Source organism: Rahnella inusitata (genome assembly GCF_018288855.1).
Lineage (GTDB): Bacteria > Pseudomonadota > Gammaproteobacteria > Enterobacterales > Enterobacteriaceae > Rahnella > Rahnella inusitata.
On sequence record NZ_CP065024.1, the window covers coordinates 2,184,680 to 2,200,743 of the forward strand.

Consider the following 16,064-nt stretch of genomic DNA (forward strand, 5'->3'; position numbering starts at 1 on the left):
CAGTTTAATTATATTTAAAACCCGCAATGTGCCAATGTTAGCCCTTAATTGCTCATAAAAAATACTCATCACTCTTCTTTTAATAAAGTTCATTATTTTAATAAAATCTTAATATATTTTAATCTGATGATTTTATTGAATTTATTGCGTGGTTTACTATTTATCCTTGTGCTATTTACTTTCTGTTTAACTTCACATAACTGGCAAATCCTTAAGGTTAAATTAAGCTTAAACCGACATCATAAGATCCATAATTCAGGACGGTGTTTACTTACGGTTAAATAAACGCAGTCTAAAGTCGGTATGTGCTAATTACCTTTTGGGATAGTGTCATGGAAAACTTTTTGCCTTTTTCCCGCCCCTCTATGGGCGAAGAAGAGATCGAGGCTGTAGGGCAAGTATTGCGTTCTGGCTGGATAACCACCGGCCCGCAAACACATCAGCTTGAACAAGATTTCTCTGCGGCTTTCGGTTGTAAACATGCCATTGCGGTCAGTTCCGCAACCGGCGGGATGCACGTTACCCTGATGGCGCTGGGCATCGGTCCCGGCGATGAAGTTATTACCCCTTCCCAGACCTGGGTTTCTACCCTCAACATGATTGTGCTGCTCGGTGCCGAGCCGGTCATGATTGATGTTGACCCTGACACATTAATGGTCAGCGCCGAAGCCATTGCGGCTGCCATCACGCCTAAGACTAAAGCCATTATTCCGGTGCATTACGCCGGAGCGCCTTTGGATCTCGACCCCATTTATGCCGTGGCAAATCAGCACGGTATTGCGGTGATCGAAGATGCCGCCCACGCCGCCGGTACCCGTTACCGGGATCGCTGGATTGGCGCACAGGGAACGGCCATTTTTTCCTTCCACGCCATTAAAAACATGACTTGCGCCGAAGGTGGCCTGATTGCCACCGACGACGATGAGCTGGCGGCGAAGGTGCGTGCACTGAAATTCCACGGTCTGGCGGTAGATGCCTTTGACCGTCAGGTTCAGGGACGCAAGCCGCAGGCAGAAGTGGTCGAGCCGGGCTTTAAATACAACCTTTCCGATATTCACGCCTCGATTGCCGTCGTCCAGTTGAAGCGCCTGAATGAAATGAATGCCCGCCGTACCGAACTGGCACAACGTTATCTCGACAAGCTGCAAGGCTCGGCCTATTTGCCGATGAGCGTGCCGGACTATCCGCACCTTCATGCCTGGCACTTGTTCATGATCCGCGTGGATGAGAAACGCTGCGGCATCAGCCGTGATGCGTTGATGGAACGCCTGAAAGAGCAGGGCATCGGTACCGGTTTACATTTCCGTGCCGCGCATACTCAAAAATATTACCGCGAACGTTATCCGCAACTCAGCCTGCCACACAGCGAATGGAACTCCGCCTGTTTATGCAGCCTGCCACTTTTCCCTGATATGCAAGACAGCGACGTTGACCGTGTTGTCGCAGCTCTCTTTTCCCTTTTGGAGGCGCAGTAGTGGCGCATTATGAACCCATTCGTAAAGTCTCGGTGGTCATCCCGGTCTATAACGAAGAAGAAAGCCTGCCCGCGTTGTTATCGCGTACACAGGCCGCTTGTCAGCAACTGACCCAAAAATACGAAATTATACTGGTGGATGACGGCAGCTCGGACAGCTCCGGTGACATGCTTTCCGCCGCCGCAGAACAACCTGGCAGCCACATCGTGGCCGTTTTACTCAACCGCAACTATGGTCAGCACTCGGCGATCATGGCCGGTTTCAGCCATGTGACCGGTGATCTGGTGATCACGCTCGATGCCGATTTGCAAAACCCGCCGGAAGAAATTCCGCGTCTGGTTGCTAAAGCCGATGAAGGTTATGACGTTGTGGGCACCGTTCGTGCGAACCGTCGCGACTCATGGTTCCGTAAAACCGCGTCGAAGATGATCAACATGATGATCCAGCGGGCTACCGGTAAATCGATGGGCGACTACGGCTGCATGCTGCGTGCGTACCGCCGCCACATCATTGAAGCCATGCTGCATTGCCATGAGCGCAGCACGTTTATTCCTATCCTCGCCAACACCTTCGCGCGAAAAACCGTGGAAATTCCGGTTCAGCATTCCGAGCGTGAATTTGGTGATTCCAAATACAGCCTGATGAAGCTTATCAATCTGATGTACGACCTGATCACCTGCCTGACGACCACCCCGTTGCGCATGCTCAGCGTTGTGGGCAGTGTGATTGCTCTCTTCGGATTTGTGCTGGCGGTGTTCTTGATTCTGATGCGCCTTATCAACGGCCCTGAATGGGCGGCGGAAGGCGTGTTTACGCTATTTGCATTGTTATTTATGTTTATCGGTGCGCAGTTTGTCGGCATGGGATTACTCGGTGAATACATCGGGCGGATCTATAACGATGTTCGCGCACGTCCCCGTTATTTCGTTCAAAAAGTCGTCGGCGTTCGTTCCGAAGAAAACAGTCAGGAAGAAGAGTGATGAAAGCGATTGTATTTGCCTACCATGATATTGGTTGCGTTGGTTTGCAGGCTCTGGTTGATGCCGGTTATGACGTTCAGGCGGTCTTTACCCATACGGACGCGCCGAATGAGAACCAGTTCTTTTCCTCCGTTGCCCGTCAGGGCGCTGAGTTAAATTTGCCGGTGTACGCGCCGGAAGACGTCAATCATCCGCTGTGGGTTGACCGCATTCGTGCCTTGCAGCCTGATGTTATTTTCTCTTTCTACTACCGCAACATGCTGAGCGAAGACATTCTGTCTCTGGCGCCGCAGGGCGGTTTCAATTTGCACGGTTCTCTGCTGCCGCGCTACCGTGGCCGTGCGCCGGTAAACTGGGCGTTGGTCAATGGCGAAACGGAAACCGGCGTGACCCTGCATAAAATGGTGAAACGTCCTGATGCGGGCGATATCGTTGGCCAGCGCAAAGTTGCCATTACGGCTGAAGACACCGCGCTGAAGCTGCATGCCAAAGTGCGCGATGCTGCGAAAGATTTGCTGACGGATTTACTGCCGGAAATGAAAGCCGGGAAAATCACCTTGACGCCGCAAGATGAAGCGCAGGCGACTTATTTTGGTCGCCGCACGGCGGCTGATGGTGAAATTCACTGGCACAAACCGGCAACTGAAATTAATAACCTGATCCGCGCCGTCACTGAGCCGTATCCGGGCGCTTTCACGTACCTCGGACAGCGCAAACTCACAGTATGGCGCGCGCTGCCGCTCAATACTCAGCATGATAACCAGCCAGGCACCGTGCTTTCTGCTCATCCGCTGACCATCGCCTGCGGCGAGGGCGCGTTGGAAATTCAGGCCGGTCAGAGTGAAAATGGCCTCTACGTTCAGGGTTCCCGACTGGCGCTGGAGCTGGGCATCATGCCGGAAATGCGTCTTTCTACCTTGCCAACCGCAGTGATGAAGCGCCGTACCCGCGTCCTGATCCTCGGTGTGAACGGCTTTATCGGTAATCACCTCAGCGAGCGTTTGCTGCGCGAAGATCGTTACGAAATCTACGGTCTGGATATCAGTTCCGACGCGATCAGCCGCTTCATGGGCAATCCGCATTTCCACTTCGTTGAAGGCGATATCAGCATTCATTCCGAGTGGATCGAGTATCACATCAAAAAATGTGACGTCGTGCTGCCGCTGGTGGCGATCGCCACGCCAATCGAATATACCCGCAACCCGCTGCGCGTATTTGAACTCGATTTCGAGGAAAACCTCAAAATCGTTCGTGATTGTGTCAAATACAAAAAACGCATTATCTTCCCGTCCACGTCCGAAGTTTACGGTATGTGTGATGACAAAGAGTTTGATGAAGATAACTCACGTCTGATTGTCGGGCCAATCAACAAACAGCGCTGGATTTACTCCGTGTCCAAGCAGCTGCTCGACCGGGTGATCTGGGCGTATGGCGTCAAAGAAGGCCTGAAGTTTACCCTGTTCCGTCCGTTCAACTGGATGGGGCCGCGTCTGGATAACCTCGACGCCGCGCGTATCGGCAGTTCCCGCGCTATCACGCAGCTGATCCTCAATCTGGTTGAAGGGTCTCCGATCAAACTGGTGGACGGCGGCGAACAAAAGCGTTGCTTCACTGACATCAACGACGGTATCGAAGCGCTGTTCCGCATCATTGAAAACCGCGACAACCTGTGTGATGGCCAGATAATCAACATCGGTAACCCGACCAACGAAGCGAGCATTCGTGAACTGGCGGAAATGCTGCTGGCGAGCTTTGAAGCGCATCCGCTGCGCGCACAGTTCCCGCCGTTTGCCGGTTTCAATCTGGTCGAGAGCAGCACTTATTACGGCAAAGGCTATCAGGACGTGGAACACCGCACGCCGAGCATCAAAAATGCCCGTCGTCTGCTGAGCTGGAAACCGGAAGTGGGCATGGATAAAACCGTTGCCGATACGCTGGACTTCTTCCTGCGCTCTGTGAACCCTGAATCTGGTCAGTCCTGAAACGGTGCCATACATGAAGAAAGTGGGTCTGCGCATTGATGTAGATACCTGGAGTGGCACCCGCGAGGGTGTCCCTCAGCTTCTGCAAGTGCTTGCAAAACATAATATTACCGCCAGTTTCTTCTTCAGCGTCGGGCCGGACAACATGGGGCGTCACTTATGGCGCCTGCTTAAACCGCGCTTTTTATGGAAGATGCTGCGCTCCAATGCCGCGTCACTCTACGGCTGGGATATCTTACTGGCCGGTACCGCGTGGCCGGGTAAACCTATTGCGCGTGATCTCGGTTATCTGATGAAAGAAACCGCCAGACGCGGGCATGAAGTCGGGTTGCACGCCTGGGATCATCAGGGCTGGCAGGCGAAAGTGGGCAAATGGTCTGAGGAACAACTGCAACAGCAAATTCAGCTGGGTCTCGACGCACTGGAAAAAAGTCTCGGTCACGATGTTGAATGCTCGGCGGTGGCTGGCTGGCGCGCTGATGAACGCGTTATCGAAGTTAAAGAGCGGTTCCATTTTTATTACAACAGCGATTGCCGTGGGAAATATCCGTTCCTGCCGGTGCTGGAAAATGGCACTCTCGGGACGGTACAAATTCCGGTGACGTTACCGACCTATGATGAAGTGGCCGGTGGGGACATCAACGCCGATAACTTCAACGACTTTATCCTTGAAGCTATCGCGCAGGATGGAGGCGTACCGGTGTACACCATTCACGCGGAAGTGGAAGGAATGTCGCTGGCAGTGCAGTTTGAAGAGCTATTAACCCGTGCTGCGGCACAGGGGATCAGGTTCTGTGCGCTGGGGGATTTATTGCCCGAAGATCTCAGTACGCTGCCAAAAGGCAAAGTGATTCGCGCCAGTTTCCCCGGACGGGAAGGCTGGTTAGGTTGTCAGCAAGAAGGTTTTTCCTGATGTCGAAAGCATATAAAAGCGTGTGGAGCACACTGGTTCTGGTGTTCTTCGCACTGGTTTATCTTGTTCCTCTTAATACCCGCCTGTTATGGCAACCCGATGAAACCCGTTATGCCGAGATCAGCCGCGAAATGCTTCAGCGCGGCGACTGGGTGGTGCCGCATCTGCTGGGCTTACGCTATTTTGAAAAACCGGTGGCGGGTTACTGGTTCAATAATCTTAGCCAGATGATTTTTGGCGACAGCAACTTTGCTGTGCGTTTTGGCTCCGTGTTCAGCACGCTGATCAGCGCCTTGCTGGTGTTCTGGCTGGCCAATCTGATGTGGCGTAACCGCCAGACTGCATACATCGCCACGCTGATTTATCTCTCCTTCACGCTGGTGTTTAGTATCGGCACCTACAGCGTGCTGGATCCGATGATCACCCTGTGGATGACCGCCGCAATGGTCGCCAGCTATTTCTGTCTTCGTGTCTCCCGCACGCCGCAAAAAGCCATCAGCTGGATAGTATTGGGACTGGCCTGCGGCATGGGGTTCATGACCAAAGGCTTTATCGCGCTGGCGCTGCCGGTGATTGCAGTTCTGCCGATTATCTGGCGCGAAAAGCGTTTCAAAACGCTGTTCGGCTGGGGGCCGCTGGCGATTGTCAGCGCCGTTGTGCTGAGCCTGCCATGGGTGCTGGCCATCGCCCGTCAGGAGCCGGATTACTGGCGCTATTTCTTCTGGGTTGAGCATGTTCAGCGCTTTGCAGAAGCGGATGCACAGCACAAAGCGCCATTCTGGTTCTATCTGCCGGTGCTCTTTCTGGGGGCGCTGCCGTGGCTGGGTCTGCTGCCGGGGGCGTTGCGCGAGGGATGGACTAAACGTGTTATGCGCCCGGAACTGTTTTTCCTGTTGAGTTGGGCGATTATGCCGCTGATTTTCTTTAGTATCGCCAAAGGGAAACTGCCCACCTATATTCTGCCGTGCTTTGCGCCGCTGGCCTTGCTGATTGCCGATCACCTCGAACAGATCCGTCAGTCCGGAAAGTTACGTGCACTGAAGGCTAACGGTGTCATTAACATCATTTTTGGTGTTCTGATGGCGATCACTGTTCTGGTGATATCGGGTATTCTGCCGATCAACGTTAAAGCCGTATTTACCCGCACCGAGTTACCGCGCGCCCTGATCGGTATTCTCTGCTTTGCCGTATGGGCGCTTGCAGGGGCAATGTCTCTCACCAATGTGAAAAAACGCTGGTACTGGGGCGCTGCCTGCCCGCTGGTGTTGGCGCTGTTGGTCGGGCAGGCTATTCCCCAAAAAGTGATGGATTCCAAACAGCCGCAGATCTTTTTAGATAAAAATATGGGCCTGTTGCAGGACAGTCGTTATGTCCTGACGGATAACGTGGGCGTGGCCACTGCCATTGCCTGGGCGCTCAAACGCAGTGATATCCTGATGTTTGATGAGAAGGGCGAGTTGCAGTACGGATTAAGTTATCCTGATGCGAAAGATAACTTTATTGATGCGGCCAGTTTCCCTGCGTGGCTGCAAAAAGCCCGTCAGGAAGGAAATGTTTCTGTGATCCTCAGACTTGACCGAAATGCCCACGTCAAATCAACAATGCCAGCTGCTGATAAAACAGTACTTATCGACCGTCAGGCGCTGTTGTTCTACAAAAAACTGCCATGACCGGATTCCTTCTGGTGTTGGCGGTAAGCGTGATCACCTGTGCCGGCCAGCTTTGTCAGAAGCAGGCCGCACAGTTTTCGGGCAAAGGCGTGGCTCGTGTACTGCGCTGGCTGGCGCTGGCGGTGCTGTTACTGGGCATCGCTATGCTGCTGTGGCTGCGCGTTTTACAGCTTCTGCCGCTTAGCCTGGCGTATCCGATGCTCAGCCTGAATTTTGTCCTGATCACGCTCTGCGCCCGCTGGTTTTTCCATGAACAGGTCGATGGGCGACACTGGTTTGGCGTGGCGCTGATCATGTCGGGCATCGCGTTGATGAGTGTCAGCCTATGAAAGGATACCTGTGGGGCGGGGCCAGCGTTCTGTTAGTGACGATGGCGCAACTGCTGATGAAGTGGGGGATGGTGCAAATCCCGTGGTTTTCACTTCCTGACATCAATATTCTCTTTGTACAGAACCACTTAAACGCGCTGACGGCGGTGTTTTTCGGGCTGTGCGGCTATGCGCTTTCAATGGCCTGCTGGTTCTTCGCGCTGCGCGTTTTACCGCTCAACCGAGCCTATACCTTGCTCAGTCTGAGCTACGCGCTGGTCTACATCGCTGCCGTCACGCTGCCCTGGTTCAATGAAAGCATCAGCTTAACCAAAACACTTGGCGGAATGCTGATCCTCACCGGTGTGTGGGTGATCCACAGTAAACCGGCTAAAAATCCTCACTGATACGGTCCGGCCACGATAAAAATCATCATTTAAAGGTTGGATGACGGATAAAATAGCGCTAAATTCTATTAGTTCTTAGATAACGGCGACTTATCCGGCCCGCGTAAATTCTCGCGTTATGGCCTCAGCCGTGACGCTATTCAAGAAGGAATGCACTATGCGCTGGTCGTCCGTATCCATGTATTCCCTGCTGGCTGTTGCCGCATTAATTCTTAACGGCTGTAGCAGCCACGCGCCGCCGCCAAGTGGCCGCTTCGCCGATTCCATTACCGTGGTCGCCGAGCTTAACGATCAGCTCAGTCAGTGGCATGGCGCACCTTATCGTTATGGCGGATTGCAACCGAGCGGCGTCGATTGTTCCGGTTTTGTTTTCCGTACTTATCGCGATCGCTTTGGCGTTGTGCTTCCACGCACCACCGCCGATCAAACCAAAATCGGCACGAAAGTTTCCCGTGATGAGCTGCTTCCCGGCGATTTGGTTTTCTTTAAAACCGGCAGCGGTGAAAACGGATTACACGTTGGTATCTACGACACCGCCGATCAGTTTATCCATGCATCGACCAGTCAGGGGGTTACGCGTTCTTCGCTCGACAACGTCTACTGGCGCAAAGTCTACTGGCAGGCGCGGCGCATATGACCGAGTCTCCCTGATCTCCCCGCGTATTTGATCCCGATGTTTGCTGTTATTATCGAGGCAGACTTTTTCAGGATGAATACGCGATGACACCTCTCAGATTATTACTTTCCGATTCTTACGATCCCTGGTTCAACCTTGCCGTCGAAGACTGTATTTTTCGCGAAATGACCACCGACCAGCGCGTGCTGTTTCTGTGGCGTAATGCGGAAACCGTGGTTATCGGGCAGGCGCAAAATCCGTGGAAAGAATGTAATACCCGCAGGATGGAAGAGGACGGTATCCGGCTGGCTCGCCGCAGCAGCGGGGGCGGGGCGGTTTTCCACGACCTTGGGAATACCTGTTTTACTTTTATGGCAGGCAAACCTGAATACGACAAAAGTGTGTCTACCGGCATCATATTGAATGCACTTAAAGCGCTGGGGATTGATGCCAGTGCATCTGGACGCAATGATCTGGTGGTGCAGACCTGCGAAGGTGAGCGAAAAATTTCCGGGTCCGCCTATCGTGAAACAGCCGATCGCGGTTTTCATCACGGCACCTTATTGCTAAATGCCGATCTCAGCCGTCTGGCGAACTATCTCAATCCTGATGTCAAAAAACTGCAGGCCAAAGGCATCACCTCTGTGCGCTCGCGGGTGGCGAATCTCAACGAATTTGTGCCCGACATTCATCACGACCAGATTTGCGCCGCGGTCACCGATGCCTTCTTTGACTGGTACGGCCAGCGCGTTGAACCAGAAATCATTTCGCCAGATGTTTTCCCTGATTTACCCGGTTTTTCGGAACGGTTTGCCAAACAAAGCAGCTGGGAATGGAATTTTGGTAAAGCGCCGGCTTTCAGCCACGAACTTAACGAACGCTTTGTCTGGGGGGGCGTGGATATCCACTTTGATGTGGAAAAGGGCAATATCAGCCGGGCACAAATCTTCACTGACAGCCTCAATCCGGCACCTTTGCTGGCGCTGGCTGAGCAGCTATCCGCAACACGGTACCGCGCGCAGGATGTTTCATTGGCCTGTAACAAAATCATTGAACAATTTCCGGCCCTCAGTGCCGAGTTAACCGAGTTGCAAACCTGGCTGGCCCGTTGCGTTCAATAATCTGAAAACCCGGAGAAACTCCGGTGGCGCGGTCTCCGGGGCTTGCGCAATATTTCACAACACCTTATAACCGTTAGCGAAAAGTTTAGGGTTTCGCATATTCTGCGCGAAAAAAAATTGCGCGGGAAGCTGATTCTTTGCTGCAAAATCTCCCTGCATCAAGCCCGAAGTTGCACGTTTAGGAGGCTGGCGATAAGATTAGTCCTAAACTTGATTTTGATAGTCAATTCCTCATATTTCTTTGATACCCCGGGCTTCCGTCATTTCAGTGGAAGGATAAATTAGAAAGGCCTGAGTCACCTCGTAGTGCCGTTGAGTTTTGGAAAATAATGAAAATACAATTCGATACGGCCTTTAACAGCAGCTTTCTGTGTCAGCCGATTTACTCCGTTGAGGGGAAATTGCTGGCGATTGAATTAATTTGTCGCTTTTCCAGCACAGACAGCAAGTTAACCATGCCGACAGAACTGGTTTTAAACCTGCTGTCTCAGGCTCAGTTGTTTCGTTTTCTCAATGAACAACAGCTTTGGGCGGCTGAGCATGCAAAATGGTTTAGTGACAATCAGGTGATTTTGAATATCGGCGTCGAAGAAAGACTGGTAGCGATTTTGCTGGAAGATGAAATCCTGCGCGATGCTTTCAAAACCCATGATTTTGTCCAGCTCAATCTCAATGAGTCATTTCCGCAGCTTTCTGATGGTCGCAATAATCAGCAGTTAATGGCGCTGAAAAAGCATTTTACCCTTTGGTTGGATAATTTCGGTTCAGGCAACGTCAACATGGCGCCCATTTTTGACCATCTTTTTCAGTGGGTGAAACTGGATAAAAATCTGTTCTGGCAATTATACGAAGGGGAGCATTTCTCCATCGTAATGCCTTCATTACTGAGAAACGTGAACCGTTTTTGCCGAAATATTGTGGTGGATGGGCTTGATAATCAGGACTATTTTGACGCCCTGCTTAAGAAAGATGTTCAGGGGCTAAAAGGCCTGCTGTGGCCGGGCGTCGACCCTGAGCAACTCGACAGCCTGCTTGTCAGGCCTGTCCAATTTCATTAATCGGGCGTTTCACTTAATGTCTCCTAATCCCGGCCAGCCTGCGCTGTGTCGGGATTTTTGTTAATCGCCTCTTATCTCCCTGCTGTTACTCCGTGTTAATCACGGCGGCGCGGCTCTACACTTAAGAAAAGGGGGATTTATGCCGCTATTCGAACATCACTACGCCGACCAGCTCGGCGGATTTTATACCGCACTGCAACCGACGCCGCTTAAGGGCGCACGGCTTCTTTATCACAGCGCACCGCTGGCGCAGGAACTGGGTCTCGATGAAACGCTTTTCGACCATGATCATCGGGAATTCTGGTGTGGCGAAAAATTTTTCCCCGGTGTGTTACCGCTGGCGCAGGTTTACAGCGGACATCAGTTTGGTCAGTGGGCAGGGCAACTGGGCGACGGGCGCGGTATTCTGCTCGGCGAACAGGTGTTGCCTGAGGGTAAACGGGTTGACTGGCATCTCAAAGGCGCGGGGCTGACGCCTTACTCACGCATGGGCGATGGCCGCGCGGTACTGCGTTCTGTAGTACGAGAGTTTCTGGCTTCCGAAGCGCTGCACCATTTAGCCATACCGACGACGCGCGCGCTGACTATCGTGACCAGCGATCAGCCGGTATTTCGCGAACAACCCGAGCGCGGCGCAATGCTGATGCGCATTGCCGAAAGCCATATCCGCTTCGGTCACTTTGAGCATTTTTATTATCGCAAACAACCTGAGCAAGTGAAGCAACTGGCAGATTACGTCATCGCGCATCACTGGCCGCAGCTGCTGGAAAGCGAACCGCTGGAGGCGCAGCGGTATCAGCGGTGGTTCACCGAGGTGGTTGAACGTACGGCAAAGATGATTGCACAGTGGCAGAGCGTCGGGTTCGCGCACGGCGTAATGAATACTGACAATATGTCGATCCTCGGCCTGACGATGGATTACGGCCCGTACGGATTTCTCGATGATTATCAGCCGGGTTATATCTGCAACCACTCTGACCATCAGGGACGCTACAGTTACGATAATCAGCCTGCGGTGGCCTACTGGAACTTGCATCGCCTGGCGCAGACGCTTTCCGGCCTGATGAGCACCGAACAGTTACAGGCGGCGCTGGGCGAGTATGAGCCTGCGCTGATGAAAGCTTACGGCACGCTGATGCGCGGCAAACTGGGCTTTTTCAGCGAAAATAAGCAAGACAACAATTTGCTGACCGGATTACTGAGCCTGATGGCGAAAGAGGGGCGGGATTTCACCCGGACCTTCCGCATGCTAAGTGAGGTCGAACAGCAACAGGCCAGTTCGCCGCTGCGCGATGAATTCATCGATCGCGCAGCGTTTGACAGCTGGTACCAGGATTATCGCCAGCGGTTGCAGGAAGAAGACGTGGACGACGCAACGCGTCAGCAGGCGATGAAACAGAGTAATCCGCGCATTATTTTGCGTAATTATCTGGCTCAGCAGGCGATCGAAAAAGCCGAAGTGGACGACATCACTGCGCTGACGCAATTACATCAGGCACTCTGTGACCCGTACAGCGATAATCCTCACTACGACTCTCTGGCCGCTCTGCCGCCAGACTGGGGTAAACATCTGGAAATTTCCTGCTCAAGCTGAGCCACTTTGCGCCACAGAGGGGATCCCCTGTGGCGCAGTTTTAACGTGGAGTGTTATTGGCGCAGGAACACCTGGGGTAATTCGGTTTCAGGGTGGGCGCAAACGTTCAGATCAGCCTGATACCAGCGGCTTAGCGTCTCTTCATTTAACACCTCCGCCGGCGTCCCGCTGGCGACCACTCTCCCGCTGTGCAGCAGAATAATCCGGTCGGCATACAGCGCCGCCAGATTCAGATCATGAAGTACGCAGCACACCGAAAGTGGCGTCTCTTGCGTTAACTGACGTAACAGACGCAAGGCATGTTGCTGATGATACAAATCCAGCGCAGACGTTGGTTCATCCAGAAACAGCCAGCGTGGCGAAGGTTCCGGCTGCCACAGCTGGATCAACACGCGAGCCAGCTGGACGCGCTGCTGTTCGCCGCCGGAAAGATGCCGGTAATCACGATCTGCCAGATTCAGACACCCGGTTTGCGTCATGACTTCGGCCAGTGCATGTTGCATATTCAGCTGGCCGTGCGGTGAACGTCCGAGCGTCAGCACTTCCCGCACGCTAAACCCGAAAGCCAGCGTACTGTTCTGGCGCATCACCGCCCGGGTACGCGCCAGTTCCTGCGCAGGCCATTCGGTCAGCGGTTTACCCTGGAGTGAGCAATGCCCTTTTTGCGGCGCCAGAAAGCCGGTGAGCATGCGCATCAGCGTGGATTTGCCTGCGCCGTTCGGGCCAATCAGCGCCACCATTTCACCACTGTGCAAGCTGACCGAGACATCATCAATCAGCCTGCGTCCTTCAACGGAATACACCAGGTTTTCTGCGATCAGGGACGAAGATAGTTCAGACATTACGCGGCACTCCCGGACGCAGGATCAGCCATAAAAAATAAGGGCCGCCGATGATGCTGGTGATAAGACCGACCGGCATTTCCGCCGGAGCCACCAGCGTGCGCGCCAGCGTATCGGCCAACAGCAACAGACAGGCTCCTGCCATCGCCGAACCCGGTAACAACCAGCGGTGATCGGCGCCGATGCGCATGCGCAGCAAATGCGGGATCACCAGACCGATAAAGCCAATCACGCCCGATACCGCCACCGCAGCTCCGACCAGCAGAGCACTCAGCAGCAGTAACTGCAACTGTGTACGGCGGACATTGACGCCAAGATAGTGCGCATCCTCTTCGCCCAGTTGCAGAATATTCAGGCGTCGGGACATAAAGAACGTCGCGATGCAGGCTGGCAAAATAAGGGAGGAAGCGACAGCCAGCGTCGGCCATTGCGCCTGCCCGAGGCTACCCATACTCCACAGGGAGAACTGACGCAGCTGCTGATCGTCGCTGATATAAGTCAGCACGCCAACCGCCGCGCCGCACAGTGCATTAATAGCAATTCCCGCCAGCAGAAGACGCGATAATCCGCCGTGTCCGAAACGGCTCAGCGTGAAGACGATCAGTGAAATGGCGAGACTGCCGACAAAGGCGCTGATCATATGGCTGTAAAGGGCCAGCAACGGCGGCAGGGAGAATGGCATCACAATGGTCAGCGCCACTGCCAGCGCCGCGCCGGAGCTTATCCCCAGTAATCCGGGGTCGGCCAGCGGATTGCGGAACAATCCTTGCATCACCGCGCCGGAGCTGGCCAGCGCGCAGCCGACCACCACCGCCAGCAACACGCGGGGCAGGCGTACGGTCAGCCAGACCTGCCATAAGCCGTCGTTGAGCGGCAAGCCCATCAGCGTTCGCAGCGAAAGGGACATTGCGCCGGTATTCGCCGCCAGAATGGCCAGCAACAGCAGAGCTCCGCCGAGACCCGTCAGCGCCCAAACCGGTGAGCGCCGACGTGATGGCATTGGGGGGCTCATGCTGCTCATTTCACGCTTTCCGCTGCCTGACGAAGTTGCGCCATCACTGCCGGAGTTTGCAATCCAAAGCCAAGCAGCGACATATCATCCAGCACCAGAACGCGCTTGTTTTTACCCGCTGGCGTCATCGCCACGCCCGGTAATTTCCACACCTGATCCATACCACCCAGAGTTTTAATTCCGTCAGCGGTCAGCAGCAGGATGTCCGGCGCACTGGCGATCACACCTTCTTGTGAAAGGGGACGATAGCGGCTGAACCCCTGCATGGCATTTTTTGCGCCAACGGAGGTTATCATCGCATCTGCTGCCGTATCCTGACCTGCCGCCATGGAATTCATGCCGCCGTGACTCATCACGAATAACATTTTGACCGGCAAGGTTTCGTGCTTAATGGCTGCAAGTTGCGTGCGGTAGGTGGCGATCAGCTTTTCACCTTCGGCCTGACGGTTCAGTGCCTTAGCAATCACGTCGATCTTTTTCGGTACGGTATCGACAGATGCCGTGCCCGGCACGCGGATCACTTTCACCCCGTTTTGCGCCACTTGCTGTAACACCAGCGACGGTTCCGCCAGCTCACTGCTGAGCACCAGCGTCGTGTGCATGGAGAGAATACCTTCGGTATTTAGCTGGCGCATATAACCGACATCCGGCAATGCGAGAACCGCCTTTGGACGTAAACTGGTGCTGTCGCGCGCGACCAGTTCATCGCCCGCGCCCAGCGCGTAAACGATCTCTGTGACGTCACCGCCGATGCTCACCAGCTTTTCTGCTGCATGCAGAACGGGTGCGGTCAGCAAGGATGCCGCAGCGATCAGAACGTTTAAAGTGTGCTTCATGCGGCAACGCCTTCGTTGGAGAGCTGCGCCAGTTGTTCGCGCCACAGAGTTTGCTCCGGCGTGCCTTCGGTACGCTGACCATAAAGCTGTGCGATCTGAGTGCCGTCGGCGGCGAACAGTTCCAGGCTGGTGACGAAACCGTCTTTCGTCGGCTTGCGGGTGATCCAGCTTTCGGCGATGGCGCTTTCTACCAAATGCAGCGTGAAGCGCGGGTTAAAGACGTTGATCCATTCACCCTGCGGCATCACTTTTTCGATTTGGCCGGTAAAGATCTGCACGCAGCCTCTGTTGCCAACAAAAATCATGATCTCGTTCTGATCGTCTTTAGCGATATTCAGCAAACGGGTAAGAGAGCCGTTTTCAACGCGCCATGCGAGATCGTCGCCGACCGCTTTGAAAGCCTGCTGGCGGGTTACATCATGGCGTCTCAGAAGCTGGAAGAACTGATGAACGTCGGTCATTGCGCGCCATTCGGCATCCAGAGTACGGGTGTCGGCAGTGTTGACCAGCGGATTTTCCGGTACGGCTTCCCGTTGCAACGGCGGATTAACATCACTTTTGTACTGAGCCAACAACGCATTCCACACCGCCATATCCGTTTCATCGGTGGTATAGACCTTATGCACCGCATCGCCCTGGGCATCGAAAAACTGAATGCTGTGACGATCGCCGCGCGGAGTCGATTCCGTCATGCTGAAAATGTGCACCCAGTGTTGCAGGAACAAGCGCAGATCCAGCGCGCGTGGATTGAGAATTAACCCGGCGTGTCCGTTCAGATGCTGGTTTGTATAATGGCCTTGCTGCTCGTGAACAGCATAGTCGTTACGGGTAATGGATTTCGTTCCACCCACACTTTCCAGCGCGGCCAGCAAACTACGGGCATCAACATCCAGTTTTGCTGCATCATGAGAAACGCGTAAGGCCGTTAATTCGGCTTCGCTGATGCCAAGAATTTCAGCCAGATCGCGGGCATATTTACCCGGATTCGCTTCTTTGGCCTGTAAGTAATCCTGATAGTGAACTGGATGCATGGCTGTTTCCTCATAGTCTTAAATGTCATCCGCCATCGGGCAGATAAAAATTTGAGCTGTTATGTGAATGATTTGTAAAATATTATTCTCAAAGCACCAAATTATCCCACGCGTTGGTAATGGGAATTAATATCAATTTGATAATCATTATCAAATCATTAAAGAAACACATCAAGAAAATTTTTGTTGGCAGAATGTAATTTTCGGCAAATAACCCTG

The 16,064-nt window shown here is 53.5% G+C and carries 15 protein-coding genes; 11 read left to right on the forward strand and 4 right to left on the reverse strand.

Annotated features, from left to right (window positions below):
• Nucleotides 1-332: 332 nt before the first annotated feature.
• The 11 genes from arnB to I2123_RS10335 all read left to right on the forward strand — a co-directional run bounded on the left by arnB (nt 333) and on the right by I2123_RS10335 (nt 12,124).
• On the forward strand, nt 333-1,475 hold the full coding sequence (arnB, locus tag I2123_RS10285; RefSeq protein WP_112168584.1) for a UDP-4-amino-4-deoxy-L-arabinose aminotransferase: 1,143 nt from the start codon (nt 333-335) through the stop codon (nt 1,473-1,475).
• Nucleotides 1,475-2,455, forward strand: coding sequence for an undecaprenyl-phosphate 4-deoxy-4-formamido-L-arabinose transferase (gene arnC / locus I2123_RS10290; RefSeq protein WP_112168585.1), 981 nt, complete (start codon nt 1,475-1,477; stop codon nt 2,453-2,455). The genes arnB and arnC overlap by 1 nt, the downstream gene beginning before the upstream one ends.
• A complete protein-coding gene (gene arnA / locus I2123_RS10295; protein WP_213052361.1) occupies nt 2,455-4,437 on the forward strand; it encodes a bifunctional UDP-4-amino-4-deoxy-L-arabinose formyltransferase/UDP-glucuronic acid oxidase ArnA in 1,983 nt (660 codons plus the stop codon). Before arnC ends, arnA begins: the two co-directional genes overlap by 1 nt.
• Nucleotides 4,438-4,450: 13 nt before the next feature.
• Nucleotides 4,451-5,350 carry a 4-deoxy-4-formamido-L-arabinose-phosphoundecaprenol deformylase gene (arnD, locus tag I2123_RS10300; RefSeq protein WP_213052362.1) on the forward strand — a complete coding sequence of 300 codons (900 nt, stop codon included), beginning with the start codon at nt 4,451-4,453 and terminating at the stop codon, nt 5,348-5,350.
• Nucleotides 5,350-7,020 carry a lipid IV(A) 4-amino-4-deoxy-L-arabinosyltransferase gene (gene arnT, locus I2123_RS10305; RefSeq protein ID WP_213052363.1) on the forward strand — a complete coding sequence of 557 codons (1,671 nt, stop codon included), beginning with the start codon at nt 5,350-5,352 and terminating at the stop codon, nt 7,018-7,020. Before arnD ends, arnT begins: the two co-directional genes overlap by 1 nt.
• On the forward strand, nt 7,017-7,349 hold the full coding sequence (arnE, locus tag I2123_RS10310; protein WP_112168589.1) for a 4-amino-4-deoxy-L-arabinose-phosphoundecaprenol flippase subunit ArnE: 333 nt from the start codon (nt 7,017-7,019) through the stop codon (nt 7,347-7,349). The genes arnT and arnE overlap by 4 nt, the downstream gene beginning before the upstream one ends.
• Nucleotides 7,346-7,735: a 4-amino-4-deoxy-L-arabinose-phosphoundecaprenol flippase subunit ArnF gene (gene arnF, locus I2123_RS10315; protein ID WP_213052364.1), complete on the forward strand. Its 390-nt coding sequence runs from the start codon at nt 7,346-7,348 to the stop codon at nt 7,733-7,735. Before arnE ends, arnF begins: the two co-directional genes overlap by 4 nt.
• Nucleotides 7,736-7,892: 157 nt before the next feature.
• Nucleotides 7,893-8,372 carry an NlpC/P60 family protein gene (locus I2123_RS10320; RefSeq protein WP_082465713.1) on the forward strand — a complete coding sequence of 160 codons (480 nt, stop codon included), beginning with the start codon at nt 7,893-7,895 and terminating at the stop codon, nt 8,370-8,372.
• A gap of 83 nt (nt 8,373-8,455) precedes the next feature.
• On the forward strand, nt 8,456-9,472 hold the full coding sequence (locus I2123_RS10325; protein WP_213052365.1) for a lipoate--protein ligase: 1,017 nt from the start codon (nt 8,456-8,458) through the stop codon (nt 9,470-9,472).
• 329 nt (nt 9,473-9,801) lie between these two features.
• Nucleotides 9,802-10,530 carry an EAL domain-containing protein gene (locus I2123_RS10330; RefSeq protein WP_213052366.1) on the forward strand — a complete coding sequence of 243 codons (729 nt, stop codon included), beginning with the start codon at nt 9,802-9,804 and terminating at the stop codon, nt 10,528-10,530.
• A 139-nt stretch (nt 10,531-10,669) separates the two neighbouring features.
• A complete protein-coding gene (locus tag I2123_RS10335; RefSeq protein WP_213052367.1) occupies nt 10,670-12,124 on the forward strand; it encodes a protein adenylyltransferase SelO in 1,455 nt (484 codons plus the stop codon).
• A 53-nt stretch (nt 12,125-12,177) separates the two neighbouring features.
• On the opposite strand, the gene I2123_RS10340 is transcribed toward I2123_RS10335, so the two are convergent.
• The 4 genes from I2123_RS10340 to I2123_RS10355 are packed head-to-tail and all read right to left on the reverse strand — an operon-like array spanning nt 12,178 to nt 15,845.
• Complete coding sequence (locus tag I2123_RS10340; protein ID WP_213052368.1) at nt 12,178-12,966, reverse strand: heme ABC transporter ATP-binding protein; 789 nt, start codon at nt 12,964-12,966, stop codon at nt 12,178-12,180.
• The gene (locus tag I2123_RS10345) at nt 12,959-13,966 is read right to left on the reverse strand and encodes a FecCD family ABC transporter permease (RefSeq protein ID WP_112168610.1); all 1,008 of its coding nucleotides are present in this window, start codon (nt 13,964-13,966) and stop codon (nt 12,959-12,961) included. The genes I2123_RS10340 and I2123_RS10345 overlap by 8 nt, the downstream gene beginning before the upstream one ends.
• Nucleotides 13,967-13,983: 17 nt before the next feature.
• Nucleotides 13,984-14,814: a heme/hemin ABC transporter substrate-binding protein gene (locus tag I2123_RS10350; protein WP_213052369.1), complete on the reverse strand. Its 831-nt coding sequence runs from the start codon at nt 14,812-14,814 to the stop codon at nt 13,984-13,986.
• Nucleotides 14,811-15,845: a hemin-degrading factor gene (locus I2123_RS10355; RefSeq protein WP_213052370.1), complete on the reverse strand. Its 1,035-nt coding sequence runs from the start codon at nt 15,843-15,845 to the stop codon at nt 14,811-14,813. The genes I2123_RS10350 and I2123_RS10355 overlap by 4 nt, the downstream gene beginning before the upstream one ends.
• Between the last annotated feature and the right edge of the window lie 219 nt (nt 15,846-16,064).

Coding starts and splice junctions, on each gene's coding strand:
- I2123_RS10320 (WP_082465713.1), top strand. CDS start 7,893: ATGCGCTGGTCGTCCGTATCCATGTATTCCCTGCTGGCTGTTGCCGCA.
- I2123_RS10345 (WP_112168610.1), bottom strand. CDS start 13,966: ATGCCATCACGTCGGCGCTCACCGGTTTGGGCGCTGACGGGTCTCGGC.
- I2123_RS10350 (WP_213052369.1), bottom strand. CDS start 14,814: ATGAAGCACACTTTAAACGTTCTGATCGCTGCGGCATCCTTGCTGACC.
- arnB (WP_112168584.1), top strand. CDS start 333: ATGGAAAACTTTTTGCCTTTTTCCCGCCCCTCTATGGGCGAAGAAGAG.
- I2123_RS10340 (WP_213052368.1), bottom strand. CDS start 12,966: ATGTCTGAACTATCTTCGTCCCTGATCGCAGAAAACCTGGTGTATTCC.
- I2123_RS10325 (WP_213052365.1), top strand. CDS start 8,456: ATGACACCTCTCAGATTATTACTTTCCGATTCTTACGATCCCTGGTTC.
- arnD (WP_213052362.1), top strand. CDS start 4,451: ATGAAGAAAGTGGGTCTGCGCATTGATGTAGATACCTGGAGTGGCACC.
- I2123_RS10330 (WP_213052366.1), top strand. CDS start 9,802: ATGAAAATACAATTCGATACGGCCTTTAACAGCAGCTTTCTGTGTCAG.
- arnT (WP_213052363.1), top strand. CDS start 5,350: ATGTCGAAAGCATATAAAAGCGTGTGGAGCACACTGGTTCTGGTGTTC.
- arnE (WP_112168589.1), top strand. CDS start 7,017: ATGACCGGATTCCTTCTGGTGTTGGCGGTAAGCGTGATCACCTGTGCC.
- I2123_RS10355 (WP_213052370.1), bottom strand. CDS start 15,845: ATGCATCCAGTTCACTATCAGGATTACTTACAGGCCAAAGAAGCGAAT.
- arnF (WP_213052364.1), top strand. CDS start 7,346: ATGAAAGGATACCTGTGGGGCGGGGCCAGCGTTCTGTTAGTGACGATG.
- I2123_RS10335 (WP_213052367.1), top strand. CDS start 10,670: ATGCCGCTATTCGAACATCACTACGCCGACCAGCTCGGCGGATTTTAT.
- arnA (WP_213052361.1), top strand. CDS start 2,455: ATGAAAGCGATTGTATTTGCCTACCATGATATTGGTTGCGTTGGTTTG.